Source organism: Virgisporangium aliadipatigenens (assembly GCF_016863615.1).
GTDB classification, from domain to species: domain Bacteria; phylum Actinomycetota; class Actinomycetes; order Mycobacteriales; family Micromonosporaceae; genus Virgisporangium; species Virgisporangium aliadipatigenens.
Genome location: NZ_BOPF01000002.1, coordinates 112,167 through 132,392, shown reverse-complemented (window position 1 = coordinate 132,392; position 20,226 = coordinate 112,167). Strand labels below are relative to the sequence as shown.

At 72.9% G+C, this 20,226-nt stretch carries 22 protein-coding genes; 11 read left to right on the top strand and 11 right to left on the bottom strand.

The genetic code is table 11. From position 1 onward, the window contains the following. The 4 genes from Val02_RS01215 to Val02_RS01200 are packed head-to-tail and all read right to left on the bottom strand — an operon-like array spanning position 1 to position 2,691. On the bottom strand, positions 1-1,011 hold the full coding sequence (locus tag Val02_RS01215; protein WP_203896948.1) for an ATP-binding SpoIIE family protein phosphatase: 1,011 nt from the start codon (positions 1,009-1,011) through the stop codon (positions 1-3). Continuing rightward, positions 999-1,418, bottom strand: a complete 420-nt coding sequence (locus Val02_RS01210; protein WP_203896947.1) for an anti-sigma regulatory factor — start codon at positions 1,416-1,418, stop codon at positions 999-1,001. Before Val02_RS01210 ends, Val02_RS01215 begins: the two co-directional genes overlap by 13 nt. Beyond that, complete coding sequence (locus tag Val02_RS01205) at positions 1,418-1,843, bottom strand: STAS domain-containing protein (protein WP_203896946.1); 426 nt, start codon at positions 1,841-1,843, stop codon at positions 1,418-1,420. The genes Val02_RS01210 and Val02_RS01205 overlap by 1 nt, the downstream gene beginning before the upstream one ends. Continuing rightward, positions 1,843-2,691 (bottom strand): STAS domain-containing protein, encoded by an 849-nt coding sequence (locus Val02_RS01200; protein WP_203897503.1) that lies wholly within the window; start codon positions 2,689-2,691, stop codon positions 1,843-1,845. Before Val02_RS01200 ends, Val02_RS01205 begins: the two co-directional genes overlap by 1 nt. A 158-nt stretch (positions 2,692-2,849) precedes the next feature. Here Val02_RS01200 and Val02_RS01195 point away from each other — a divergent pair, with 158 nt between their 5' ends. The 7 genes from Val02_RS01195 to Val02_RS01165 all read left to right on the top strand — a co-directional run bounded on the left by Val02_RS01195 (position 2,850) and on the right by Val02_RS01165 (position 5,815). Beyond that, positions 2,850-3,272 (top strand): response regulator, encoded by a 423-nt coding sequence (locus tag Val02_RS01195; RefSeq protein ID WP_239151342.1) that lies wholly within the window; start codon positions 2,850-2,852, stop codon positions 3,270-3,272. A gap of 37 nt (positions 3,273-3,309) precedes the next feature. Beyond that, positions 3,310-3,957, top strand: coding sequence for a hypothetical protein (locus tag Val02_RS01190; RefSeq protein ID WP_203896945.1), 648 nt, complete (start codon positions 3,310-3,312; stop codon positions 3,955-3,957). Then, positions 3,954-4,166, top strand: coding sequence for a hypothetical protein (locus tag Val02_RS01185; protein WP_203896944.1), 213 nt, complete (start codon positions 3,954-3,956; stop codon positions 4,164-4,166). Before Val02_RS01190 ends, Val02_RS01185 begins: the two co-directional genes overlap by 4 nt. After that, the gene (locus Val02_RS01180; protein ID WP_203896943.1) at positions 4,166-4,420 is read left to right on the top strand and encodes a hypothetical protein; all 255 of its coding nucleotides are present in this window, start codon (positions 4,166-4,168) and stop codon (positions 4,418-4,420) included. The genes Val02_RS01185 and Val02_RS01180 overlap by 1 nt, the downstream gene beginning before the upstream one ends. Next, positions 4,410-4,904 carry a hypothetical protein gene (locus Val02_RS01175; protein WP_203896942.1) on the top strand — a complete coding sequence of 165 codons (495 nt, stop codon included), beginning with the start codon at positions 4,410-4,412 and terminating at the stop codon, positions 4,902-4,904. The genes Val02_RS01180 and Val02_RS01175 overlap by 11 nt, the downstream gene beginning before the upstream one ends. Before the next feature lie 51 nt (positions 4,905-4,955). Further along, the gene (locus tag Val02_RS01170; RefSeq protein WP_203896941.1) at positions 4,956-5,327 is read left to right on the top strand and encodes a DNA-binding protein; all 372 of its coding nucleotides are present in this window, start codon (positions 4,956-4,958) and stop codon (positions 5,325-5,327) included. Positions 5,328-5,419: 92 nt separating this feature from the next. Next, entirely contained in the window at positions 5,420-5,815 is a 396-nt protein-coding gene (locus Val02_RS01165; protein WP_203896940.1) for a PLD nuclease N-terminal domain-containing protein, read from the top strand. Between the two features lie 18 nt (positions 5,816-5,833). Here the strand turns inward: Val02_RS01165 and Val02_RS01160 are convergent, their stop codons facing one another. The 3 genes from Val02_RS01160 to Val02_RS01150 form a co-directional block, all read right to left on the bottom strand. Continuing rightward, positions 5,834-7,066, bottom strand: a complete 1,233-nt coding sequence (locus Val02_RS01160) for a cytochrome P450 (RefSeq protein ID WP_203896939.1) — start codon at positions 7,064-7,066, stop codon at positions 5,834-5,836. Next, complete coding sequence (locus tag Val02_RS01155) at positions 7,063-7,917, bottom strand: alpha/beta fold hydrolase (RefSeq protein WP_203896938.1); 855 nt, start codon at positions 7,915-7,917, stop codon at positions 7,063-7,065. Before Val02_RS01155 ends, Val02_RS01160 begins: the two co-directional genes overlap by 4 nt. 79 nt (positions 7,918-7,996) lie before the next feature. Beyond that, positions 7,997-9,250, bottom strand: coding sequence for a glycosyltransferase (locus tag Val02_RS01150; RefSeq protein ID WP_203896937.1), 1,254 nt, complete (start codon positions 9,248-9,250; stop codon positions 7,997-7,999). A 31-nt stretch (positions 9,251-9,281) separates the two neighbouring features. Here Val02_RS01150 and Val02_RS01145 point away from each other — a divergent pair, with 31 nt between their 5' ends. The 4 genes from Val02_RS01145 to Val02_RS01130 all read left to right on the top strand — a co-directional run bounded on the left by Val02_RS01145 (position 9,282) and on the right by Val02_RS01130 (position 15,625). After that, positions 9,282-9,452 carry a hypothetical protein gene (locus Val02_RS01145; protein ID WP_203896936.1) on the top strand — a complete coding sequence of 57 codons (171 nt, stop codon included), beginning with the start codon at positions 9,282-9,284 and terminating at the stop codon, positions 9,450-9,452. 86 nt (positions 9,453-9,538) lie between these two features. Beyond that, complete coding sequence (locus tag Val02_RS01140) at positions 9,539-11,398, top strand: GH39 family glycosyl hydrolase (protein ID WP_239151316.1); 1,860 nt, start codon at positions 9,539-9,541, stop codon at positions 11,396-11,398. Then, complete coding sequence (locus Val02_RS01135; RefSeq protein ID WP_203896935.1) at positions 11,399-13,783, top strand: beta-galactosidase; 2,385 nt, start codon at positions 11,399-11,401, stop codon at positions 13,781-13,783. It abuts the gene before it with no gap. Between the two features lie 51 nt (positions 13,784-13,834). Then, positions 13,835-15,625, top strand: coding sequence for an Hsp70 family protein (locus tag Val02_RS01130; RefSeq protein ID WP_203896934.1), 1,791 nt, complete (start codon positions 13,835-13,837; stop codon positions 15,623-15,625). A 20-nt stretch (positions 15,626-15,645) separates the two neighbouring features. On the opposite strand, the gene Val02_RS01125 is transcribed toward Val02_RS01130, so the two are convergent. Genes Val02_RS01125 through Val02_RS01110 form a run of 4 tightly spaced genes read right to left on the bottom strand, consistent with a single transcriptional unit; the run spans position 15,646 to position 20,226 of the window. Next, positions 15,646-17,199, bottom strand: a complete 1,554-nt coding sequence (locus tag Val02_RS01125) for a glucoamylase family protein (RefSeq protein WP_203896933.1) — start codon at positions 17,197-17,199, stop codon at positions 15,646-15,648. A gap of 28 nt (positions 17,200-17,227) precedes the next feature. Then, positions 17,228-18,076, bottom strand: coding sequence for a carbohydrate ABC transporter permease (locus Val02_RS01120; RefSeq protein WP_203896932.1), 849 nt, complete (start codon positions 18,074-18,076; stop codon positions 17,228-17,230). Positions 18,077-18,083: 7 nt separating this feature from the next. Then, positions 18,084-18,956: a carbohydrate ABC transporter permease gene (locus tag Val02_RS01115; RefSeq protein WP_239151304.1), complete on the bottom strand. Its 873-nt coding sequence runs from the start codon at positions 18,954-18,956 to the stop codon at positions 18,084-18,086. 1 nt (position 18,957) lies between these two features. Next, positions 18,958-20,226 carry a sugar ABC transporter substrate-binding protein gene (locus tag Val02_RS01110; RefSeq protein WP_203896931.1) on the bottom strand — a complete coding sequence of 423 codons (1,269 nt, stop codon included), beginning with the start codon at positions 20,224-20,226 and terminating at the stop codon, positions 18,958-18,960.

The window sequence follows — 20,226 nt, the reverse complement described above, 5'->3', positions numbered from 1 at the left end:
TCACTCGCCCGCGGCCACGACGAGCACACCCGCGTCGTCGCGGCGCACGCCGGCGTCGCGCAGCAGCAGCGCGGCGACCACCGTGGGATCCCGGTCGAGCAGCGGGTAGCCGTCCAGGTCCCACCGCTCGGTGAGCCCGTCGGAGTGCATGACGACCAGCCCGTCCGGCGGCAGTTCGTAGTCGAACTCCCGCACCGTGCGCCGGTTGTGCCCGGCGATCCCGGGCAGCGAGGCCATCGTCCTGCGCGGCGCGTCCCGGCTCACGACGTGCCCGGAGATGTTGCCCAGCCCGGCGAAGCGCACCGTGCCGAGCGCGCCCTCCACGGCCGCCACGGCGACCGCGACACCCCGGGTGTGGCCGATCCTGCGGTGGATCGTCTCCACCACCGCCGCCGGGCTCGACCCGTCCGCCGCGTGGAACGCGGCCACCGCCGCCTCCGTGGCCGCCGCCGCCAATGGCCCGTGGCCCAGTCCGTCGCACATCATCGCGAGCAGTCCGTACCCCGTGGCGCGCAACGCGAATCCGTCTCCGCACACCTTCTCGCCGGTGATCGGTCGGGTCAGGCCGGCGGCCGGCACCGGATCGGCGACGAACCCCTTCGGCCAGAACCGCGCGGCGAGCACCGTCCCGCGCCCCGGGTAGGAGTAGATGCGGCTGCTGGTGGCGAGGCGTTCGATGGCGCCGAGGCCCAACCCGAGCGTGCCGGCCGTCGAGTAGCCGTCGCGGCTCTTGGACACGTCCATGCCGGGGCCCGAGTCGACGGCCACGACCTCGAGCCCGCCCACGCCGTCCTGCACGACCGTCCGCAGCAGCAGCGAACCGTCATCGGCGTGCTTGTGCAGGTTGCCGGCGATCTCCTGGATCGCGATGGCGATCTCGCCCAGGCGTGCCTCGGGCAGGCCCAGCCGTTCGCCGGCCTCGGTGGCGGCACGGCGCACCGTACCGGCCGTGGCCGCCTCGTCGACCCGGAACCAGCCGATGACCTCCCCTACCGGGATCACCTGGCCCATTTGGTGACCGTGATCCGGGTGCCCCGGCCGGCGGCGGTGTCGATGTCGAACTCGTCGACCAGCCGGCGCGCGCCGCTGAGCCCGAGGCCCATGCCGTTGCCGCTGGTGTAGCCGTCGGTCATGGCGAGTTCGAGGTCGGCGATGCCCGGCCCTTCGTCGGCGAAGACGACGCGCACGCCGCGCTTGCGCCCGTTGTCGGCCTGTTCGATCTCGGCCCGCCCGCCGCCGCCGTAGATGAGCGTGTTGCGGGCCAGTTCGCTCGCGGCCGTCACGAGTTTGGTCTGGTCGACCAGCGACAGCTTCGCCGCCAATGCCGCCGTCCGAACGGCCTGCCGGACCCGCACCACGTCGTCGTCCCGCACGATCGGGACGAGGTTGACCTGCTGCGGCGCGGCAGCCGGGTACATCAGGCCACCGGCGAATCGTCGTCGAACACGTCGAGGCCGTCGCCCACGACGGAGAGCGACGACGCCCGTGCCGGCCGCGACAGCTCCAGCAGTTCCATCGCCCGTTCGACGTTGAGCGCGGTGCGCACGCCGGTCAGCGACAGGCCCAGCTCGACGAGGGTGATCGCGACGGCCGGCCGCATGCCGACCACCACGGTCTCGGCGTCCAGCACCCGCGACACCGACGCGATCGTCGACAGCATCCGCCCGATGAACGAGTCGACGATGTCCAGCGCGGTGATGTCGATGATCACGCCGTGCGCGCTGGTCTCCACGATGCGTTCGGTCAGCGTGTCCTGCAGCGCCAGCGCGGTGTTGTCGTCCATGTCGACCTGGATCGACACGAGCAGGATGTCGCCGATCTTGAGAACCGGAACCCGGTCCATCAGGCCTCCCCGCGCTGCGCGCGCCGCACCAGTTCGATGCCGCTGCGGCGCAGCGTGTGCACCAGCGCGTCGGCCAGGCTCGCCTTCGTCACGATGTCACCGAACTCGATGCCGAGCGACACGACCGTCTGGGCGATCTGCGGCCGGATGCCGGAGATGACGCACTCGGCGCCCATCAGCCGCGCCGCCATCACCGTCTTCAGCACGTGCTGCGCCACCTGGGTGTCGACCGCCGGCACGCCCGTGATGTCGATGATCGCGTACGCCGAACCGGTGTCGACCAGCGTCTGCAGCAGCTTCTCCATGACGACCTGCGCGCGGGCCGAGTCGAGCGTGCCCACCAGCGGAACGCCGACCACGCCGTCCCACAGCTTGATCACCGGCGTGGAGAGCTCCATCATCTGCTCGCCCTGCTCGACGATGAGCTCCTCGCGGGCCCGGCTGTACGTCTCGAACGTGAACAGCGCGAACTCGTCCACCAGCCGCGAGAACCACAGGAAGCTCGCCAGCAGGCCGGCGTCGGAGGTGTCGACCTGCGACTGCACCGCGTCCTTGAGCGCGAGCACCGCGATCGACGTCTCGCTCGGGCTGAACCCGCGCCGCGCCCGGCTGCGCGACAGTTCGGCCAGGACGGCACGCAGCTCCGCGGCCTCCGGCACCTGCAGGTCCCGCGAACCGCTGTCGACCAGCTTGGCCAGCGCCCCGTACATCTCCGAGACCTGTGACTGCACCTCGGCGACGGTCAGTCGACCCTTCGCGGCATAGGTCACCGCGTCGGCCCACTGCCGCACGATCTCGTCGTGCCGTTCGTGCAGCAGTCCGGCGATGCGGGCGCCCGCGGTCGACATATCGGTCACTGGTCCTCCACACGGCTCTACGGGGCACCGCCACGTTGACGGGCGCGACTGTACCAGTCAGTGGAGGTTCCGCATCCTGGCCGCTCAGCGGGCCTTCCACCGAGCGGCTGAGCCGGCACCGAAACGTGATCTGTGCAATAGTGCGGAAGGTGGCGACCCCGATCGAGATCCTCATGGTGGAGGACGATGCAGGCGACATCGCGTACACGCGGGAGATGTTCGCCGAGCATCGGCTGCGCAACACCATGACGGTGCTGTCCGACGGCCTCCAGGCGATCGGCTATCTGCGCCGCGAGCCGCCGTACCAGGACGCGAAGCGACCCGACCTGATCCTGCTCGATCTCAACCTGCCGATGGTCGACGGCCGCACGGTGCTGGAGTTCATCCGCAACGAGCCGGCGCTGCGCGAGATCGTCGTCGTCGTGCTCACTACCTCCGAGGTCGAGGAGCAGGTGCTGCGCGGGTTCGGCGTGCCCGCCGACCGCTACGTCCGCAAGCCGGTGGACTTCGACCGGCTCGTCGAGGTGGTCCGGACCGTCCAGGACTTCTACGTCCAGGTCGAGACCTACTGACCTTTCCTCATGGAACGGGGTGGAACGCCGCTCTTCTGTGCGGTGCGTATTCGTAGGGACACCCGGATTCCTCGGCCGGATCGACAGCGACACCCGGTGCGCGTTCTGGACGCGTGAGCCGGTCGACCACGGGTTCGACCCCGGACAGTTGATCGCGGTCGACCTCGCCCGCACCCCGTCCGCGGCCGCGGCGAAGGAGATCGGCTGGGACGAGGTCGAGGTCGACGACTGCTTCGCCGGCCCCAACGGGACGCTCTGCGGCACCACGCTCGGCCCCCGCTGGCCGGAACTCTCCCTCTCCGGCGCGGTGTACCTGGAGGAGTCCTTCGCCGCGCGGGTCGGGCTGCCCTGCCCGCCGGAGGGGATGGACTGCCACGACTACGAGTGCATGACGGTGGCGTACCACCCGGGCACCGCCGACGGGCGCGCCGGCAACCGGTACACCGGCCACCACGCCGAGATCCTCGACGAACGCGGCTCGCTGGCGAAGGTGGCCGTGTGGGCGCCGGGGCGTTCGCGGGAACCGCACACGCGGCCGGTGGTCATGTGGCTCGACCTCGACTCCCCCGAACAGTGCGACGCGGGGCCGGACAGCCTCACCACGCTGCGCACCGGCCCGGCGGGGTGCCGCACCGGTGCGCTCTTCCTGATCAGCGGAACCCTTTCCACCGAGGAGGAATCGTGATCGTCAGTTCCGTCGAGCGGTCGGCGCTCGGCCCGAAGCTCCCGCCCTGGTTGGGCGACCGGCCCCTGCTCCGGGAGGGGGTCGTCACCCACGACGCGCGCGTGGTCGAGACGAAGCTGCCGCCGTTCAAGGGCGGGTCGGGGCCGCGGCCGAGGCGGTACACGCCACCGGTGCTCGTGCCGCCGGCGCACCTCGGCGGCGGCTTCTGATGGCCGCGGTCGTCAGCACCGCGGAGTGGACCGCGTTGAGCCCGAAGCTGCCGCCGTACCAGGGCGCGCCGGAACGCCGCCGCCGCACGGCCGCCGCGCTCCTGCTCGTTCCGCCGGCCGCCGCCGTGCTCGCCCTGGGGCCGTCGTCGGCGGGGGCAGGGCCGGTGCGGTCCGGCCCGCCGGTGCTCGCGCCCCTGGTGGCCGTGGCGTTCCCGCCGGCCGACGTCAAGTGGCCGGAGTCCGGTGGGGACTGAACTGCTCAACGTCGCCTCGCCGGACTGCGCGGAGGGGTTCTTCGCGGGGGCCGCGGCCCGCTGCGTGCGGCTGCATCGCGCGGCGGGCCTCGGCGACCTGCGCGCCGTGCTGGAGCTCCGGGCCGCCGCGCGGGACGGTGGCGGGCCGGCGGTGACCCTGGACCTGCTCGGCCACTCGACGCGGGGCCATCACCTGTTGCGCCTCGGGACGACCGCGATCGACATGCTCCACCCGCCGGTCGCCCGCTTCTTCCGCGAACTGGCGGCGGAGGACGTTATGGGGCGGGCGGGGATCGTCCGGGTGCGGCTGCTGGGCTGCGAGACCGCCGTCACCGAGGCCGGTCGCCGGACGCTGCGGATGCTGGCGTACACGCTGCGGGTGCCGGTGTACGGGACGCTGGTGCCGCTGATGAAGAGCCACTCGGGGCCGGACGGGTTCGACCCGGTCTTCGGGCACGTTCTCGTCGAGGCCGCCTATCTCTGAAAATTTCAACACTCCGTTGACAACGTTCCGTTGAAATGATGGAGTGACCGCATGATCGACGAACGCTCCCGGTCCCGGCGCGAGTGGGACGCCCTGGCGCATGTCTCGCGGCGGCACGGCGACGAGACCCTGACCCCCTACGAGGCGGCGCGGCTCGTCATGATGCGCGCCGGCGGCTCCGCCCGGCCACGACCCGACGGGCCCGCCGTCGACCACGACGACCTCGCCGCCGCGCTCACCCTCGTCGGCCGCGCCCGCGCCGAGCTCGACGCGCTGGAGCTCGGCCTCCTGGAGACCGCCCGCCATCGCGGCATGACGTGGCAGGCGCTCGCGCACGGCGTCGGGCTGGGGAGCGCCCAGGCGGCCAAGCAGCGGCACGACCGGCTGGTCGAGCGGCGTCGCTCCGCCGAGGAGACCGACTGACCGTTCGGCCCTCCGACGTCGGCGACGAGCCGGGACCGACCGGCCGGTGGACCGGCAGACCGGGCGGCCCGCAGCCCGGATGCTGGTCCGTCGTGGGCCGACTGTATCCGCTGCTGTTCCTCATCCACCTCGCGCTGCTGCTGTTCGCGCTGATCGACTGCCTGTCCCGGGACGAGTACGAGCTGCGGGCCCTGCCGAAGGTGGTCTGGGTCCTGCTGATCCTGCTGTTCTCCCCGATCGGCGCGATCGCGTACCTGATCGCCGGCCGTCCCGAGCGGGCCGCCCGAGCCGTGCCGACCTGGGCCTCCGGGTCGGGCTTCCCCGAGCGGGAACGCCCCCGCCCGGTCGCGCCGGACGACGACCCCGAGTTCCTGCGCGGGCTGGCCGCGCAGCGCCGGGAGGACGAGGACCTGCTCCGCCGCTGGGAGGACGACCTGCGGCGGCGCGAGGAACGGCTGCGCGACCGGGAGACCCCGCCCGAGCAGTAGGAACCGCGCAGCAGGAACTCAGTACAGCCGCACCGGCATCCGGTCGACCCCGCGGAAGATCGTCCCCGGTGCGCGGAACGCCGGCGGCGCGGCGAGCGCCAACCGCGGGAAGCGGCGCAGCACGCGCGGGAAGAGCACCTCGCCCTGCAGGCGTCCGACGGCGGCGCCGAGGCAGTAGTGGATGCCGCCGCCGAACCCCAGGCCCGCGGGCTGGGTGCGCCGGATGTCGAACCGCTCCGGCGCGGCCACCACCGACGGGTCGCGGTTGGCCGCCGCGGTCACCAGCAGCACGAGGGTGCCCGGTGCGAGGCCGCGCTCACCCAGTTCCACCGGATCCGTGATGATCCGCGGGAGGACCTGGACGGGCGGATCGGCCCGGAGCACCTCCTCCGTCGCCGCGGCGCCCAGCGCCGGATCCTCCCGCAGCGCGGCGGCCTGGTCCGGATGCGCGAGCAGCAGCCGCAGCCCGAGCCCGGTCAGGCTGGCCGGCGAGTCGAACCCGGCCGCCATCAACAGCGCCAGTTCGCCGGCGAGGACCTCGTCGTCCGGCCCGTGGGCGGCGACGAGCGCGGACACCACGTCGTCGCCCGGCCGGGCCCGGCGCTGTGCGGCCAACCGGCGCAGCCGTTCCCCGGCGGCCGCGCCGGCGTCGAGCGCCCGCCGCCACTGCGTCTCCGTCAGGGCGAACTCGTACACCGCCGACATGTCCCGCATCAGCGGCGCCAGCGCGTCCGCCTCCTCGTCCGGCACGCCGAGCAGCCGGCACAGCACCCGCGCCGCGAACGGCATCGCCAGCTCCGCGTGCAGGTCCACGGCCCCGTCGGCGTCGGCGCGGGCGGCCATCCGGTCCAGCACCGGCTCCAGCATTTCGACCAGCCCGTCGCGCAGCCCGGCGACGCGGCGCGGCGTGAAGAACCGGGACACGACGCCCCGCCGCGCGGCGTGCAGCGCGCCGTCGCGCAGCAGCAGCGACCCGAACGCGGCCCGGCTGTACGGGTGCGCCCGCCACGCCGGATCGCGGGTGTCGTGGTAGTCCGGGCCGAGCGCCGCGAACCTGTTGTCGCGCAACGCCTTCGCGCACTCGGCGTAGCCGGTGACCACCGCCACCGGCGAATCCTCCCCGTCGAGCGCCACGACCGGCCCGGCGGCGCGCAGCTGTTCGTAGAGCGGATAGGGGTCGGCGACCGGGCGGGGCCGGCACAGGCGGGCGAGGAGGAGTTCGGGCGCGGCGAGCGCGAGAGCCGTGGTCACGCCGCCCCCGTTCCGGCGAAGAAGCGCACCAGTGCCTCGGTGGTGTCGGCGGGCTGTTCCATCGCCGGGTGGTGCGCGCTGTCGTGGACCATGTGCGACGGCGCGCCCAGCTGCCCGGCCATGTCGGCGAGGTCGCGGCGGGACCAGAGCCGGCCGCCGATGGAGCCGTACAGCACGAACATCGGCACGCCGGTCGCCTTCAGTTCGGCGGTGCGGTCCGGCTCGTCGCAGGCGGAGTGCGCCATCCCCCACAGGAAGCCGAACTTGGCGCGCTGCATCTTGTCGCGGGTGTGCGCGAACCAGGGGCCGGCGCCCTCGAGGATCATCTTCTCGATGCGGCGGCTGACCGTGTCGTGCGGGCCGCCGTTCTTGAGGTAGCCGCTGTAGCCGTGCAGCATCATCCGGTGCCGTCGGCCGTGCAGCGCCGGGCCGCAGGCGAGCAGGGTGAGGCTGGCGACGCGTTCCGGGGTGGCGAGGGTGAGCGTCCGGGCGATGAAGCCGCCGAGGCAGTGCCCGACCAGGTGCACCGGGCGGTCGCCGCCGACGTGGGCCAGCACCTCGTTCAGGTCGCGCGCGAGCAGGTCGACCGTGTAGTGCGCCGGGTCGTCCGGACCGCCCGAGTCGTACTGGCCCAGTTGGTCGAACGACCACGCGTCGTACCCGGCGGCCGCGAGCCCGGGAAACAGCGGCCAGAAGTCCTCCTTCGAGCCGAAGTAGCCGGGCACGATGACGACGGGATCGCCGCCGCCGTCGCATCTGGTGGCGGCGAGGTCCCCCCGGGACAGGCGCAGGACGCGCCGCTCCGCGCCGGGCGGCAGGCTCTCGTGCATCACCGGCGACCGGTAGCTCATGACGCCGCCTCGCTTCGCTCCCCGGCGCCCTGAGCCACGAGCACGCAGATTTCCATGATGAGCTCCCGCAAGCGTCCGCTCATGCGTTCACCCCGATCCCGGTCAGTTGTTCCAGGTGGGCGAGCGCGGCGCCGGTGCCGTCCTCGGCGCGCACCTTCTCCCCCAGTTCGCCGGCGCGCCGGCCGAACCCGTCGTCCTCGAGCACCAGCCGCAGCGCGGCCGACAGCGTGCGCACACCCAGCGCGTGCAGGGGCAGGGTGCCGCCGCTGACGCCGAGATCGCGCATCCGTTCGGCCCAGAACGGCTGGTCGAACCCGACCGGGCAGATCACCTGCGGCTTCCCCGCGACGACCGCGGCTCCCGTGGTGCCGGCGCCGCCGTGGTGCACGACGGCCGACGTGTGCGGCAGCAGCAGGTCGTGCGGCACGTCACGGACCACGAGCGCACGCGACACCGCCGGGAACTTGCGCGGCGGCACGTTCGCCGTGGCCACGATCGCGCGCAGACCGAGGCGTTCCAGCACGCGCGACAGGACGGCGGTGGTGCGCGCCGGCCGGTGCAGCGGCATGCTGCCGAAGCCGATGTACACCGGCGGCGGCCCGTCGTCGAGGAAGTCCCGCACCTGCTGCGGCAGCTCCCGTTCGACCGGCGCGGGCAGGAACCAGTAGCCGGTGATCCCGGTGTCGGCCGGCCAGTCGTGCGGGCGCGGCAGCACGTGCCGGCTGAACGGGTGCAGCGTGCGCTCGGGCATCCGTTCCCGCCCGGGGGCGAGTCCGAGGAGGTCGGCGCGCCACTCGTCGACGGCGGCGCGGCACCAGTGTGCGGTGGCGGCCGCGGTGGCGCGGTACGAGAGCCGGTTCAGCGCCGGGAACCGGTGCAGCGGCCGGGGCAGCCGCACGGACCACACCGGCGAGGCGAACTCCCCGGTCGGCACGAACGCCGGCAGCGGCGGGGCGAGCACGGCCGGGACGTCGAGGCGTTCGGCGAGGTGCTGGCCGAGCGGCAGAACGGGGTGGTGCACGACGACGTCGGGGCGGAAGGCCGCGGCCGCCTCCCAGAGCGGGCCGAGCGCGGGGCGCACGGCACCGCCCATAGCCCGCGCGAACGCCAGGAAGTGCAGCGGCCCGGGCGCGTCCGCACGCGTGCTGGCGGCTACCGCGCTCAGGTCCAGGTCGAGCGGGGCGAACGGCACCCGGTGCCCCACGGCCAGCGGCCCGAACACCCGCGGCGCGATCACCAGCGGCGTGTGGCCGGCGCGGAGCAACCGCTCGCCCAGGGCGACGAACGGCCGTACGTCCCCGTGCGAGCCGGCCGTCACGAGCAGTACTTTCATCCCACTCTGCGTGGCTGCTTCAACACTCACAGTGAACAGATATCACGACAAGTCGGCAAAAGGGCTGAGCAACGCCGTCCGTTCGACCGACAAGCGGCACCGCCTCGACGACAACCGGTACCGGTTCACGTCGGGCAAGCAGACGCAGCGCCGCCACGACGGTCGAGGCCACCAGGACTTCACCGTCGAACGATGCTCGTGAGGCGGTAGCCCGTCGACGGGCGGGGTCGGCGGAAAGCGGTTACGGTGCCTTGGACACCTTTGCCCGATCCTGACCGAGGAGGCCCGGTGGCACACGCGGCCGAGAACCCGTCGACCTCCGGTGCCCGGGCCGATTGGGAGAGCCGCGTCGCGCTGCGCACCGACCCGGCGGCCGCAACGCCGCCGCCGGACCTCGGCGCGCCGACCGGACTGAGCGCGCGGCCCGGGGTCGGCCACGTCACGCTCGCCTGGGACCCGGTGCAGGGCGCCGCCGGCTATCTCGTCCACCGCGCCGACATCTTCTCCGACGGCGCCGACGGCGGTCGGGGATTCGCGCCGGTCGACCACCTCGGCGGCGACGTGCTCGCCGTGCCCGACACCCGGTACGTCGACACCACCGGCGAGCCCGGCCGCGCCTACTCCTACGCCGTCGCCGCCGTGCCGGAGGTGACCGCGGTCGGGCCGCTGAGCGCGCCGGTCGTCGCCACCGCGAGGCCCTCGACCGGGCCACCGCCGACGGTCGGCGTCACCGTCGACGCGCACGCTTCGGGCGGGCCGCTGCACCGGCCGTGGCAGCCGATGATCGGCAGCGAACGCCTGTCGCACCTGCTGTGCCGCGACCTGACCGGCGGTCGCGAGATCGGCCGCGAACTGCTGGCGGCGCTGACCCGCGTCCGGGACGAGGTGGGCGTCCGGTCCGTGCGCGCGCACGCGATCCTGCACGACGACCTCGGCGTGTACCGGGAGGACACCGACGGTTCGCCGGTCCACGACTTCACCGGCGTCGACCGAGTCTACGACCTGGTGCTGGCGGCCGGCCTGCGCCCGGTGGTCGAGATCGGGTTCATGCCGCGCGCGCTGGCCCGCGACCCGGAGCGCACGGTGTTCGGGTACCGCGGCGTGATCTCCCCGCCGAAGGACTGGGACCGCTGGGCCGACCTGGTCCGCGCGCTGGTGCGCCACCTGCGCGAACGGTACGGCGAGCAGGTGCTCGGCTGGGACTTCGAGGTGTGGAACGAGGCCAACCTGGAGGTGTTCTGGTCCGGCACGCGTGCCGAGTGGATGCGGCTGTACGACGTGACGGCCCGGGCGGTCAAGGACGTCGACCCGCGCATCCCCGTCGGTGGACCCTCCTCGGCGGCCGCCGGCTGGGTCGACGCGCTGCTGGAGCACACCGCGCGCTCGGGTGCGCCGGTCGACTTCGTCAGCACGCACACCTACGGCAGCCCGCCGCTGGACCTGCGGCCGGCGCTGGCCCGGCACGGCCGGGCGGGGGCCCGGATCCTGTGGACCGAGTGGGGCGTGACACCCACCCATTTCAATCCCGTCAACGACGGGACGTTCGCGGGGACGTTCCTGCTCACCGGCATGCGCTCGGCCGCCGGCCGGGTGGACGCGCTGTCCCACTGGGTGGTCAGCGACCACTTCGAGGAACTCGGCCGCCCGCAGCGCCTGCTGCACGGCGGCTTCGGCCTGATCTCCGTCGGCGGCATCGCCAAGCCGCGCTACCACGCGCTGCGCATGTTGGCCGCCCTCGGTGACACCGAACTGCCGGTGCGCGCCCACGGCGACGGGGCCGACGGGCTGGTGCGGACCTGGGCGAGCCGGCACGCCGACGGCCGCCTGACGGTGCTGGTGTGGTCGTCCACATTGGACCAGTCCACAGTGGACGGTTCTGCGACGCTGGGTCGGCACGTGCGGTTGACGATCGCCGGTGCGGCCGGACGCGCGGCGACGCTCACCCGGCTGGACCGCGAACACGGCGATCTCAGCACGCTCGCGGCGGCGCTCGGCGTCGACGACTGGCCCACCGAGGAGCAGTGGGCGGCGCTGCGCCGGGTCGACGCGCTCGTCGCCGAGCCGGTGCCGGTCGCTGCGGACCACGGCGGCGCGGTGCTGGAGTTCGACCTGCCGCAGCCCGGGGCGGTCCTGGTCGAGGTCGCCTGAGTGGCCACCGTCTCGCTCGACGGCCGCCGGATCCTGATCGACGGCCGGCCGCGGCTGGTGCTCGCCGGCGAGGTGCACTACTTCCGCCTCGCCCCCGACGCCTGGGCGCACCGCCTCATCCTGCTGCGCGACGCGGGCTGCGACACCGTCGCCACCTACGTGCCGTGGCTGTGGCACGAACTGCCGGACGGCACCGTCGACCTGCACGGCCGCACCCATCCGCAGCGGGACCTGGCCGGGTTCCTCGACCTGGCGCACGCGCACGGGCTGCGCGCACTGGTGCGGCCCGGGCCGTTCGTCATGGCCGAACTCAAGAACGAGGGCATCCCGCACCGGCTGTACCGCGACAGCCCGCACCTGGTTCCGGTCACCTGGGACGGCGCCCCCGTGCCGAGCCGCACGCTGGACTACCTGGCCCCGGCGTTCCTGGACGCCGCCGAGCGCTGGTACGCCGCGGTCATGCCGCCGATCGCCGCCCGGCTGGCCACGAACGGCGGCCCGGTCGTCGCGGTCCAGTTGGACAACGAGATCGGCATGCTCTCGTGGATCACCAACTCCCCCGACCTGACCGACGAGGTCTGCGGGGATCTGCGCCGGTGGGCCGTCGCGCGGTACGGCCCGGCCGAGGCCGCCGCACGCGTCGGCGCGCCGGTCGACGACCCGCGGGCGTGGGCGGCGGCGCTGCGCCGGCCTGCCGAGGAGCGTTCGCTCGCCGTTCACGACGACATCGGGCGGTACATGCGCGACCGGTACCGCCGCTACGTCGCGTTCCTGCACGCGTCGGCGCGGCGCCACGGTGTCGTAGGGGTGCCGTTCCTGGTCAACGTGCACGGCACGAGCGAGGGCCGGGGCCGCACCTTTCCGATCGGGATCAGCCAGCTGTTCGAGTCCTATCGCGGGATCGCGCAGCTCACCTCCGGTTCGGACCTGTATCTCGGGGACCTGACCGTCACCAACGCGCCCGACCTGTACGTGGCGAACGCGTTCCTGGCCGCCGCGCACGACGCCGACCAGCCGCTGACGTCGCTGGAGTTCGAGGCGGGCAGCGGCGACTACGGCGAGGACCTGTCGACCCTGCACCCGCCGGAGGCGGTCGAGCTGAAGACCCGCCTGTGCGTGGCACAGGGCACCCGCCTGCTGAACCTGTACCTCTTCGCCGGCGGCCACAACCCGCCGCTGGAAACGCCGGTCGGCGACGGGAACGACCGCATCGCGTTCACCGGCGAGCGGCACGGCTTCGCCGCACCGGTCGGCCCCGAGGGCGCGCTCAACGCCGGCTACGGTGCCGTGCGGCGGGTGTTCGCCGCGGTGCGCGCCGCCGCCGCGATCCTCGCCGACTCCGACGAGGAGAACGACGGCTTCGCGCTCGCCTTCGTGCCCGATCACTACCTGACCGAGTACCGCCATCCGGCGTCGGCGGCACGCGCGGCACAGGTCGCCGACCTGGAACGCTTCCGCGGCACCGGCCCGCGCGACGTGCTGGCCCGGGCGCTGCTGCTGGCCGGCTTCTCGTTCCCGGCGGTCGACGTGCAGTCCGCCTCGGAGCTGCCACCCGTGCTCGTCCTGGCGAGCGCCGCGACCCTGCGCCGCAACGTGCAGGAACGGCTGGCCGCCTACGTGCGCGACGGCGGACGCCTGCTGCTGCACGGCCTGCTCCCCGAACGGGACGTCGACGGCACGCCGTGCACCGTGCTGGCCGACGCCCTCGGCCTGCGCGTCACCGGCCGCGTCGACGCCCGCAGCGACTACTTCCCGTCGGTGACGGCCGCCGGACGGCCCGAGGTGCGGGTCGGCCACGCGCAACTCCTCGCCGGCGGCACGCCGGTGCTGCGAACGGTGCACACCGGCGAGCCCTGCGCGGTCGACGTGACGGCCGGCGTCGGCCGCGCGATGGTGATCGCCGCCGACTACCCCTGCGACCTCGGCTTCTGGCGGGATGCGATGGCGGCCCTCGGCGTCACCCCCCGGCTGCGCCACGACGCCGACCCCGGGCTGCTCGTGACGTCCACAGTGGACGGAGCCGGCCAACGGCTGCTGCACCTGCTGAACGTCGCCCCGTCGGCGTCCCGCTGCACGCTCGCCTACCGGGACCGCCCGGTGCTCGGCGGCCGCCGGCTGCACCTGCCCGCCCGCGCCGGGCTGATGCTGCCGTACGGCATCCGGATCGGCCCCGCGACGCTGCGCGAGACCACCTGCGAACTGCTCCGGCTCACCGATGCCGAGGTGGTGCTGCGGCCGACCCAGGAGGTCGGCGCCGACGTGGCGGTCTTCGACACCCCGCCGACGCGCATCACGGGAGGCGAAACCGAAGGCGACGGCACCACGGTCATCCCGACCGGCACCGGGCCGCTGCACGTCACGTTCGACCGGGCGAACCGTTCCTGACGACGCCACCGCGAGTAGTCGTGCCGTGGGCGGGTTGGATACGGTCGTCGGATGGTGGACGCCGCGCGGCTGGGCATCGACTTCGGTACGTCGAACACGGTCGCGATGCTCGCCTCCGCCGACGGCACGGTGCGGCCGCTGCTGTTCGACGGGTCGCCGCTGCTGCCGTCCGCGGTGTTTGCCGAGGCGGACGGGCGGCTCCAGGTCGGGCGGGACGCCTGGCACTCGATGCGGATCGCGCCGGGGCGGTTCGAGCCGTATCCGAAGCAGCGCGTCGACGACGGCGCGGTCCTGCTCGGCGAGACCGCGGTACCGGTCGTCGACCTGATCGCGGCGGTGCTCCGGCGGGTCGCGGCCGAGGCCGCCCGGGTGACCGGCGACGCACTGGCGGAGATCGTGCTGACCTGTCCGTCCGGCTGGGGTTCGGCCCGCCGGCAGGTCCTGCGGGACGCGGCGGCGGCGGTCTTCCCGCGGGTACGGCTGGTCGCCGAGCCGGTCGCCGCGGCGCGGTACTTCGTCGTGTCGGCGGCCGGCCGGGTGCCGGTCGGCGGCGTCGCCGCCGTGTACGACTTCGGCGCCGGCACCTTCGACGCCTCCGTGGTGCGGCGCACCGCCGACGGGTTCGAGGTGCTTGCCGAACGGGGCCTGACCGGCACCGGCGGTCTCGACATCGACGCCGCGCTCGTCGAGCAGGTCGGCGAGACGTACGCCGCGCTCGACCCGGCGCGGTGGGCCAGGCTCACCACGCCCTCCGGTGCGGAGGAACAACGGCTGCGCCGGGCGTTCTGGGACGACATCCGCACGGCCAAGGAGATGCTGTCGCGGACCACGGCGACGATGGTGCACCTGCCGCTGTTCGACGTGGACGTGCCGATCGCGCGGGAACAGCTCGACGCCGCCGCCCTACCGATCGTGCGGCGCACCCTCGACACGACGCGGGAGGCGCTGGACGCGGCGGGGGTGCGCGCCACCGACCTGGCCGGCGTCTTTCTCGTCGGCGGCGCCAGCCGGCTCACCCTGGTCGCCACCCAGGTGCACCGCGAGTTCGGCATCCCCGCCACGGTCACCGACCAGCCCGAACTGGCTGTCGCCGAGGGCAGCCTGCACGTGTCCGCCGAAAGCGCGCCCGCCGGGCACGGCGGGGAGGTCGAAGCGGGGCCGGTCGACGGTTCCGGGTGGCCGGCGGCGGTGCCGGTCGCGGTGCCCGGCGACCCCGGCCGTCGCGCACGGATCCGGTGGCGGGTGGCCGCCGCCGTCGCGGCCGTGCTCGCGCTCCTGCTCGCCGTGGCGGGTGTCCGGGCACTCACCGGACCCGACCCGGGCGGCGCGCCACCCGACCCCCGGGCCCAGTCGCCGGCCCCGGCGTCGTCCAGCGGCGGAACGCAGTCGCCGTCACCGTCACCGACCCCGTCGTTGACCCCCGCGCAGTGCCTCATCGGCACCTGGCAGCAGACCGCGAACCGGTCCACCTGGGTGGTCGGCGGCCGCACCGTCCAACTCCAGAGCGCGGGCACGATCAACCGGTTCCGCCCCGACGGCACCGCGGTGGTGGAGTATCTCGGTGCCGGTGTGACCCGCGCGGGAACCGAGGGTGGCAACCGATACGAGATCACCAGCGTAGGAACCATCACGTTCGCCTACGAGGCGAGCGACACCACGATCTACCTGCGCGACCCGAAGGCCATCGGCACCCTCACCACCAGGGTCAACGGGCGGGTGGTCGAGAGCGGGGAGATGGTCGGCAGTGTCGAGCCCGAGCAGTTCACCTGCTCGGGCGACACGCTGAGATTCTGGAACAGCCGTTGGACCATCGACGCCGTGCGGTTGAGCACGTCCACGTGACGTCCGGACGGCCCGGGCCGCTATCCTCCCGTACCGAGCTGCGGCAGGCGCTGCGGCGGGACGTTGAAGCGTTCCGCGCCGATCAGCGGCCGGATCCGCCGTTCGAACTCCGCCGACACGAACGCCCGCTTGATGTCCTCGTTCGCGAGTTCGTTGCCGAGCGCACCCATGATCATCGCCTGGTCGAGCGACAGGTACCGCCTGGCGACGGTGCCGCTGCGCACCGCGACGGCGTCGTAGAAGCCGCCCGGCCCGTACGCGTCGAAGGCGGCGCGCAGGCGGGTCAGGTTGTCCACGACCGGGTTCCTGGCGTACGGCAGGGCCAGGAACGCCGCGTGCGGGGTCACCACGCCGTCGCCGTAGGTCGGCGCCGGACCGGGCGGGCGGCACCCCTCGAAGCCGGCGTCGTAGGTCGAGCGTTCCACGTCGGACGGGTAGCCGTTGGTGTCCATGCCCATCGCGTCGACGCCCCACTCCTGGTAGCCGCCGGAGGGCCGGGATGCGGGCGAGAACCCCCAGAAGCCGTAGCCGGCGTCGTTCAGGCCGTGCTCGATCTGACCGGCGACGGTGGCCGGATGGTTGCGGCCCCAGCTGAGCGGTGCCCAGCGCGCCTCGGGCACGAACAGGTCCGGCATCAGCGCCTCGAACATGTCCCCGCCCCAGCTCGGCACGAAGCGGATGTTCCGGTAGACGTAGGAGCCCTCGTACACCGGCCGGCCCAGGTGCGTGGTGTCGAAGCCCTCCGGACGCATCTCCTGCCAGGCGTAGTCGCAGTTCGCCGGCAGGGTGCGCATCGTGTCGTAGTACGCCGTCGGCGGGATCTGGCCGGCCGCGATGCCGATGTACAGAGCGATGCGCGGTTCGGTGACGGTGATGTCGTAGTGGTTGCAGGTGTACCAGACGTCGGGGCCGCGGCCGCGGTAGTTGCCCACGACCGAGCAGCCGGGCGGCGGGGTGTCCCAGAAGCCGCCGCGGATCAGCCCCCGCGTCCCGATCGGTGTGGAGGCGGCGGGGTTGAAGTAGAAGCCGAAGTCCATCCGCCGCAGGATCCGGTCCGCCTCGGCGCGCAGTTCCGGCACCGCGCCGCGGACGACCATCAGTGCCGCCGCCAGCCAGCCGTTGTCCACACTGGACAGGAACGGGGTGACCGGATTGCCGTCCTCCGGCCACACGGTGACGACCGAGCCGTCGCGCGGGTCGTACCAGTTGTAGAACATGCCGGAGGGTTCGTGGTGGTCGAGGCGGCCCAGGGTGCGCAGGGCCTTCGCGATGCGTTCGTGCGCCTCGCGGCGTGGGACGAGGCCGAGGTCGCGGGCCACGACCGCGGACCACATGGAGCCGCCGATGTTCGTCGGCGAGGTGTAGCGCGAGCGGCTCGCCGGGTCGAGGCCACCGGCGATGTTGTCCGCGACCAGTCCGGTCGTGGGGTCCGTCATGGCGACCATCGAGCGCCAGGTGTCTCGGGCGAACGTGCGCAGGGTGCGATCGGTGCCGTCCGGTGCGGCGGCGAGGGTGGGAGTGCCGGCGCCGAGAACCGTGACGGCGGCGAGGAGGGGGATCAGCAGGCGTCGCATGACTCTCCTAACGTGATCGGCGGCCGGGCTACTTGAGCCCGGTGGTGGCGATGCCGCGCAGGAAGCTGCGTTGGAGCACCAGGAACACGACGAGGGCGGGCACCACGACGACGACGGCGCCGGCGAGCAGCAGCCCGAAGTCGATGCGGTTCTGGCCCACGCTGTAGAGCGCCAGCGCCACCGGCAGCGTGTACTTGTCCTCGGTGGTCGCCACGACGAGCGGCCAGAGGAAGTTGTTCCAGGAGGCGAGGAACGTGAGGATGCCGAGCGTGGCCAGCGCCGGCCGGCACAGCGGCAGCACGATCCGCAGGAAGATGCGCCACTCGCCGGCGCCGTCCACGCGGGCCGCCTCGATGAGGTCGTCGGGGATGGACATCAGGTACTGCCGCATGAGGAACACGCCGAACGGCCCGGCCAGGAACGGCAGCACCAGACCGGCGTACGTGTTCGTCAGGCCCAGGTTGCTGACCAGGACGAACTGCGGCACGAACGTGACCATGCCGGGCACCATGAGCGTGCCGAGCACCAGCAGGAAGATCGCCCGCCGGCCGGGGAACGCGAGCTTCGCGAGCGCGTAGCCGAGCAACGAGCAGAAGGCGAGGTTCCCGGCGGTCACCAGGAGCGCGACGATCGCGGAGTTGACGAAGAAGGTCGGGAAGTCGAGCCGGTCGAACAGGTCGCGGTAGTTCTCCAGGGTCCAGGTCCGCGGCAGCCACGTCGCCTGCCGGATCTCCGCCTCCGGTTTGACCGAGGACAACAGCATCCAGAGGAACGGCCCGACGACGACCAGCAGACCGGTCAGCAGGATCGCGTAGAGCACCACGCGGGCGACGCGGTCCCGTCCACGCGGCGCGGTGCGGGTGTCCACAGTGGACATGACGGCATCAGTCCCTCTCGCCCAGCAGCCGGAACTGCAGCACCGACAGCGCGACGACGGCCACGAACAGCACGTAGCTCGCGGCGGCGGCGTAGCCGTAGTTGCCGAAGCCGAACTGGTTGTAGACGTGGTACGAGACGGACAGCGTCGAGGAGAGCGGCCCGCCCCGGGTCATGACGAGCGGCTCCTCGAAGAACTGCAGATAGCCGATGCCGGTGACCACCGCGCCGAACAACAGGGTGGGCCGCAGCGCCGGCAGCGTCACGTGCCGGAACTGGGCCCACCGTCCGGCGCCGTCGATGGTGGCCGCCTCGTACAGTTCGGCCGGGATCGTCTGCAGTCCGGCCAGGAAGATCACCATCAGGAAGCCGAAGTTGCGCCACGCGGCGATGACGACGAGCGCGGGCAGGGCCGTCGACGTGCTGCCCAGCCAGTCCGGCCCGGTCACCCCGACGACGCCCAGCAAACTGTTGACGAGGCCGGACTGCGGGTCGAGCACGAGGCGCCAGACCACGGCGATCGCCACGATGCTGGTGACCACGGGAAGGTAGAAGCCTACCCGGAACAGTCCCCGCAGCCGGATCAGGCCGGAGTTGAGCGCGTTCGCGGCGGCGAGGCCGAACACCGTCGTCAGCGGCACCCCGACGACGACGAAGACGAGGGTGTTCACCATCGAGCGCAGGAACAGCTCGTCGGAGAGGAGCCGGACGAAGTTGTCCACGCCCACGAAGTTGACCGCCAACGGGTTGCGCAGGTCCGTCGAACGCAGGTCGGTCAGGCTCATCACCAGCGACGCCAGCACCGGCAGGGCCAGGAACACGGCGAACAGGGTCATGAACGGGGCGGCGAACGCCCATCCGGTCAGGGCGCGGCGGGACACGTCAGGTTCCGGTGCCGATGCTGCTGGCCCGCTCCTGCATGGCCTTCGTCGCCGCGGCGGAGTCGGCGCCGGCCTTCGCGACCCGTTCGATCTCGGCGTCGACGGCCGAGGCGACCTGTTCCCAGGTGGTGATCGGGGGCGGCGCCTTGGCCGACTTCAGCTGCTCGCCGAACTCCGACAGGAACGGGTCGCCGGCCAGTGACGGGTCGTCCCAGCTCTTCTGCACCGCCGGCAGCGACGTGACGGTCCTGTACCACCGCACCTGCACCTCCGGCCGGCTCAGCCACTCGATGAACTTCCACGCGCCGTCGCGGTTGTGCCCGTCCTTGAACACGGCCAGGTTGCTCCCGCCGATGAACGACGTCGACGACTTGCGGGTGGGCATCCGCACCACGCCGAACTTCTCGGTGAAGCCGGCGCCGCCCTGTTCGCTCAGCAGCCCGATGTGCCACGGCCCCGAGATGAACGCCCCGGTCTTCCCGGTGACGAAGCTCTGCTCGAGCGAGCCCTGCACACCCAGATCGGTGGTGGTGGAGAGCTTCTCCTTGAAGAACGACCCGTAGTACTGCAGCGCCTCGCTCATCTGCGCGCTGTCCAGCGTGAACTTGTTGTCCTTCGTGAGTTCGGCGCCGTTGGACCAGGCGAACGGCAGGAACGACTGCCAGCTGCCGGTGCCGCCCGGCTGGAGGTAGAGGCCGGATTCCGCGCCGGCCTTCTCCTTGAGCGCCCGCGCCATGGCGGTCAGTTCCTCCCAGGTCTTCGGCGGGCTCGTGATCCCGGCCGCCTGCGCCAGATCCTTGCGATAGAAGATCAGCCTGGTCTCGACGTACCACGGCACCGCGTAGGCCGTTCCGCCGACGACGCCGGTCGCCCAGGCGCCGGGGAAGAAGTCGTCCTTCCTGATGAGGTCGGTCGGGGTCGGGTCGAGCGCGCCGGTCTTGGCGAACTCCCCCATCCACGTCGTCCCCAGCATCGACACGTCCGGGGTCTGCTTCGCCGCGATCGCGCTGGCGATCTTCTGGTGTGCGGCGTCCCACGGAACGGCCGTCACGGTGACCTTCGCGTCGGGGTTCTCGGCCGTGAACGCCTTGGCGAAATCGCTCAGCTTCTCGCCCTCCGTGCCCATGGCCCAGACGGTGATCTCGCCCTTCGCCTTGCCCGCGGCGACCGACCTCGCTTCGTCCTGGCCGCCGTCCGTGTCCCGCCCGCAGCCGGCAACCAACACCGTCGCGATCGCGAGCACGGCGGCGTACCGCCGGTGCCTTCTCAT

Bases quoted from the DNA above. Each gene is read 5' to 3' on its own strand.
- Val02_RS01180 (WP_203896943.1), top strand. From the start codon at position 4,166: ATGGCCGCGGTCGTCAGCACCGCGGAGTGGACCGCGTTGAGCCCGAAG.
- Val02_RS01155 (WP_203896938.1), bottom strand. From the start codon at position 7,917: ATGAGCTACCGGTCGCCGGTGATGCACGAGAGCCTGCCGCCCGGCGCG.
- Val02_RS01210 (WP_203896947.1), bottom strand. From the start codon at position 1,418: ATGTACCCGGCTGCCGCGCCGCAGCAGGTCAACCTCGTCCCGATCGTG.
- Val02_RS01150 (WP_203896937.1), bottom strand. From the start codon at position 9,250: ATGAAAGTACTGCTCGTGACGGCCGGCTCGCACGGGGACGTACGGCCG.
- Val02_RS01200 (WP_203897503.1), bottom strand. From the start codon at position 2,691: ATGTCGACCGCGGGCGCCCGCATCGCCGGACTGCTGCACGAACGGCAC.
- Val02_RS01205 (WP_203896946.1), bottom strand. From the start codon at position 1,843: ATGGACCGGGTTCCGGTTCTCAAGATCGGCGACATCCTGCTCGTGTCG.
- Val02_RS01120 (WP_203896932.1), bottom strand. From the start codon at position 18,076: ATGTCCACTGTGGACACCCGCACCGCGCCGCGTGGACGGGACCGCGTC.
- Val02_RS01170 (WP_203896941.1), top strand. From the start codon at position 4,956: ATGATCGACGAACGCTCCCGGTCCCGGCGCGAGTGGGACGCCCTGGCG.
- Val02_RS01125 (WP_203896933.1), bottom strand. From the start codon at position 17,199: ATGCGACGCCTGCTGATCCCCCTCCTCGCCGCCGTCACGGTTCTCGGC.
- Val02_RS01110 (WP_203896931.1), bottom strand. From the start codon at position 20,226: ATGAGAAGGCACCGGCGGTACGCCGCCGTGCTCGCGATCGCGACGGTG.
- Val02_RS01215 (WP_203896948.1), bottom strand. From the start codon at position 1,011: ATGGGCCAGGTGATCCCGGTAGGGGAGGTCATCGGCTGGTTCCGGGTC.
- Val02_RS01130 (WP_203896934.1), top strand. From the start codon at position 13,835: ATGGTGGACGCCGCGCGGCTGGGCATCGACTTCGGTACGTCGAACACG.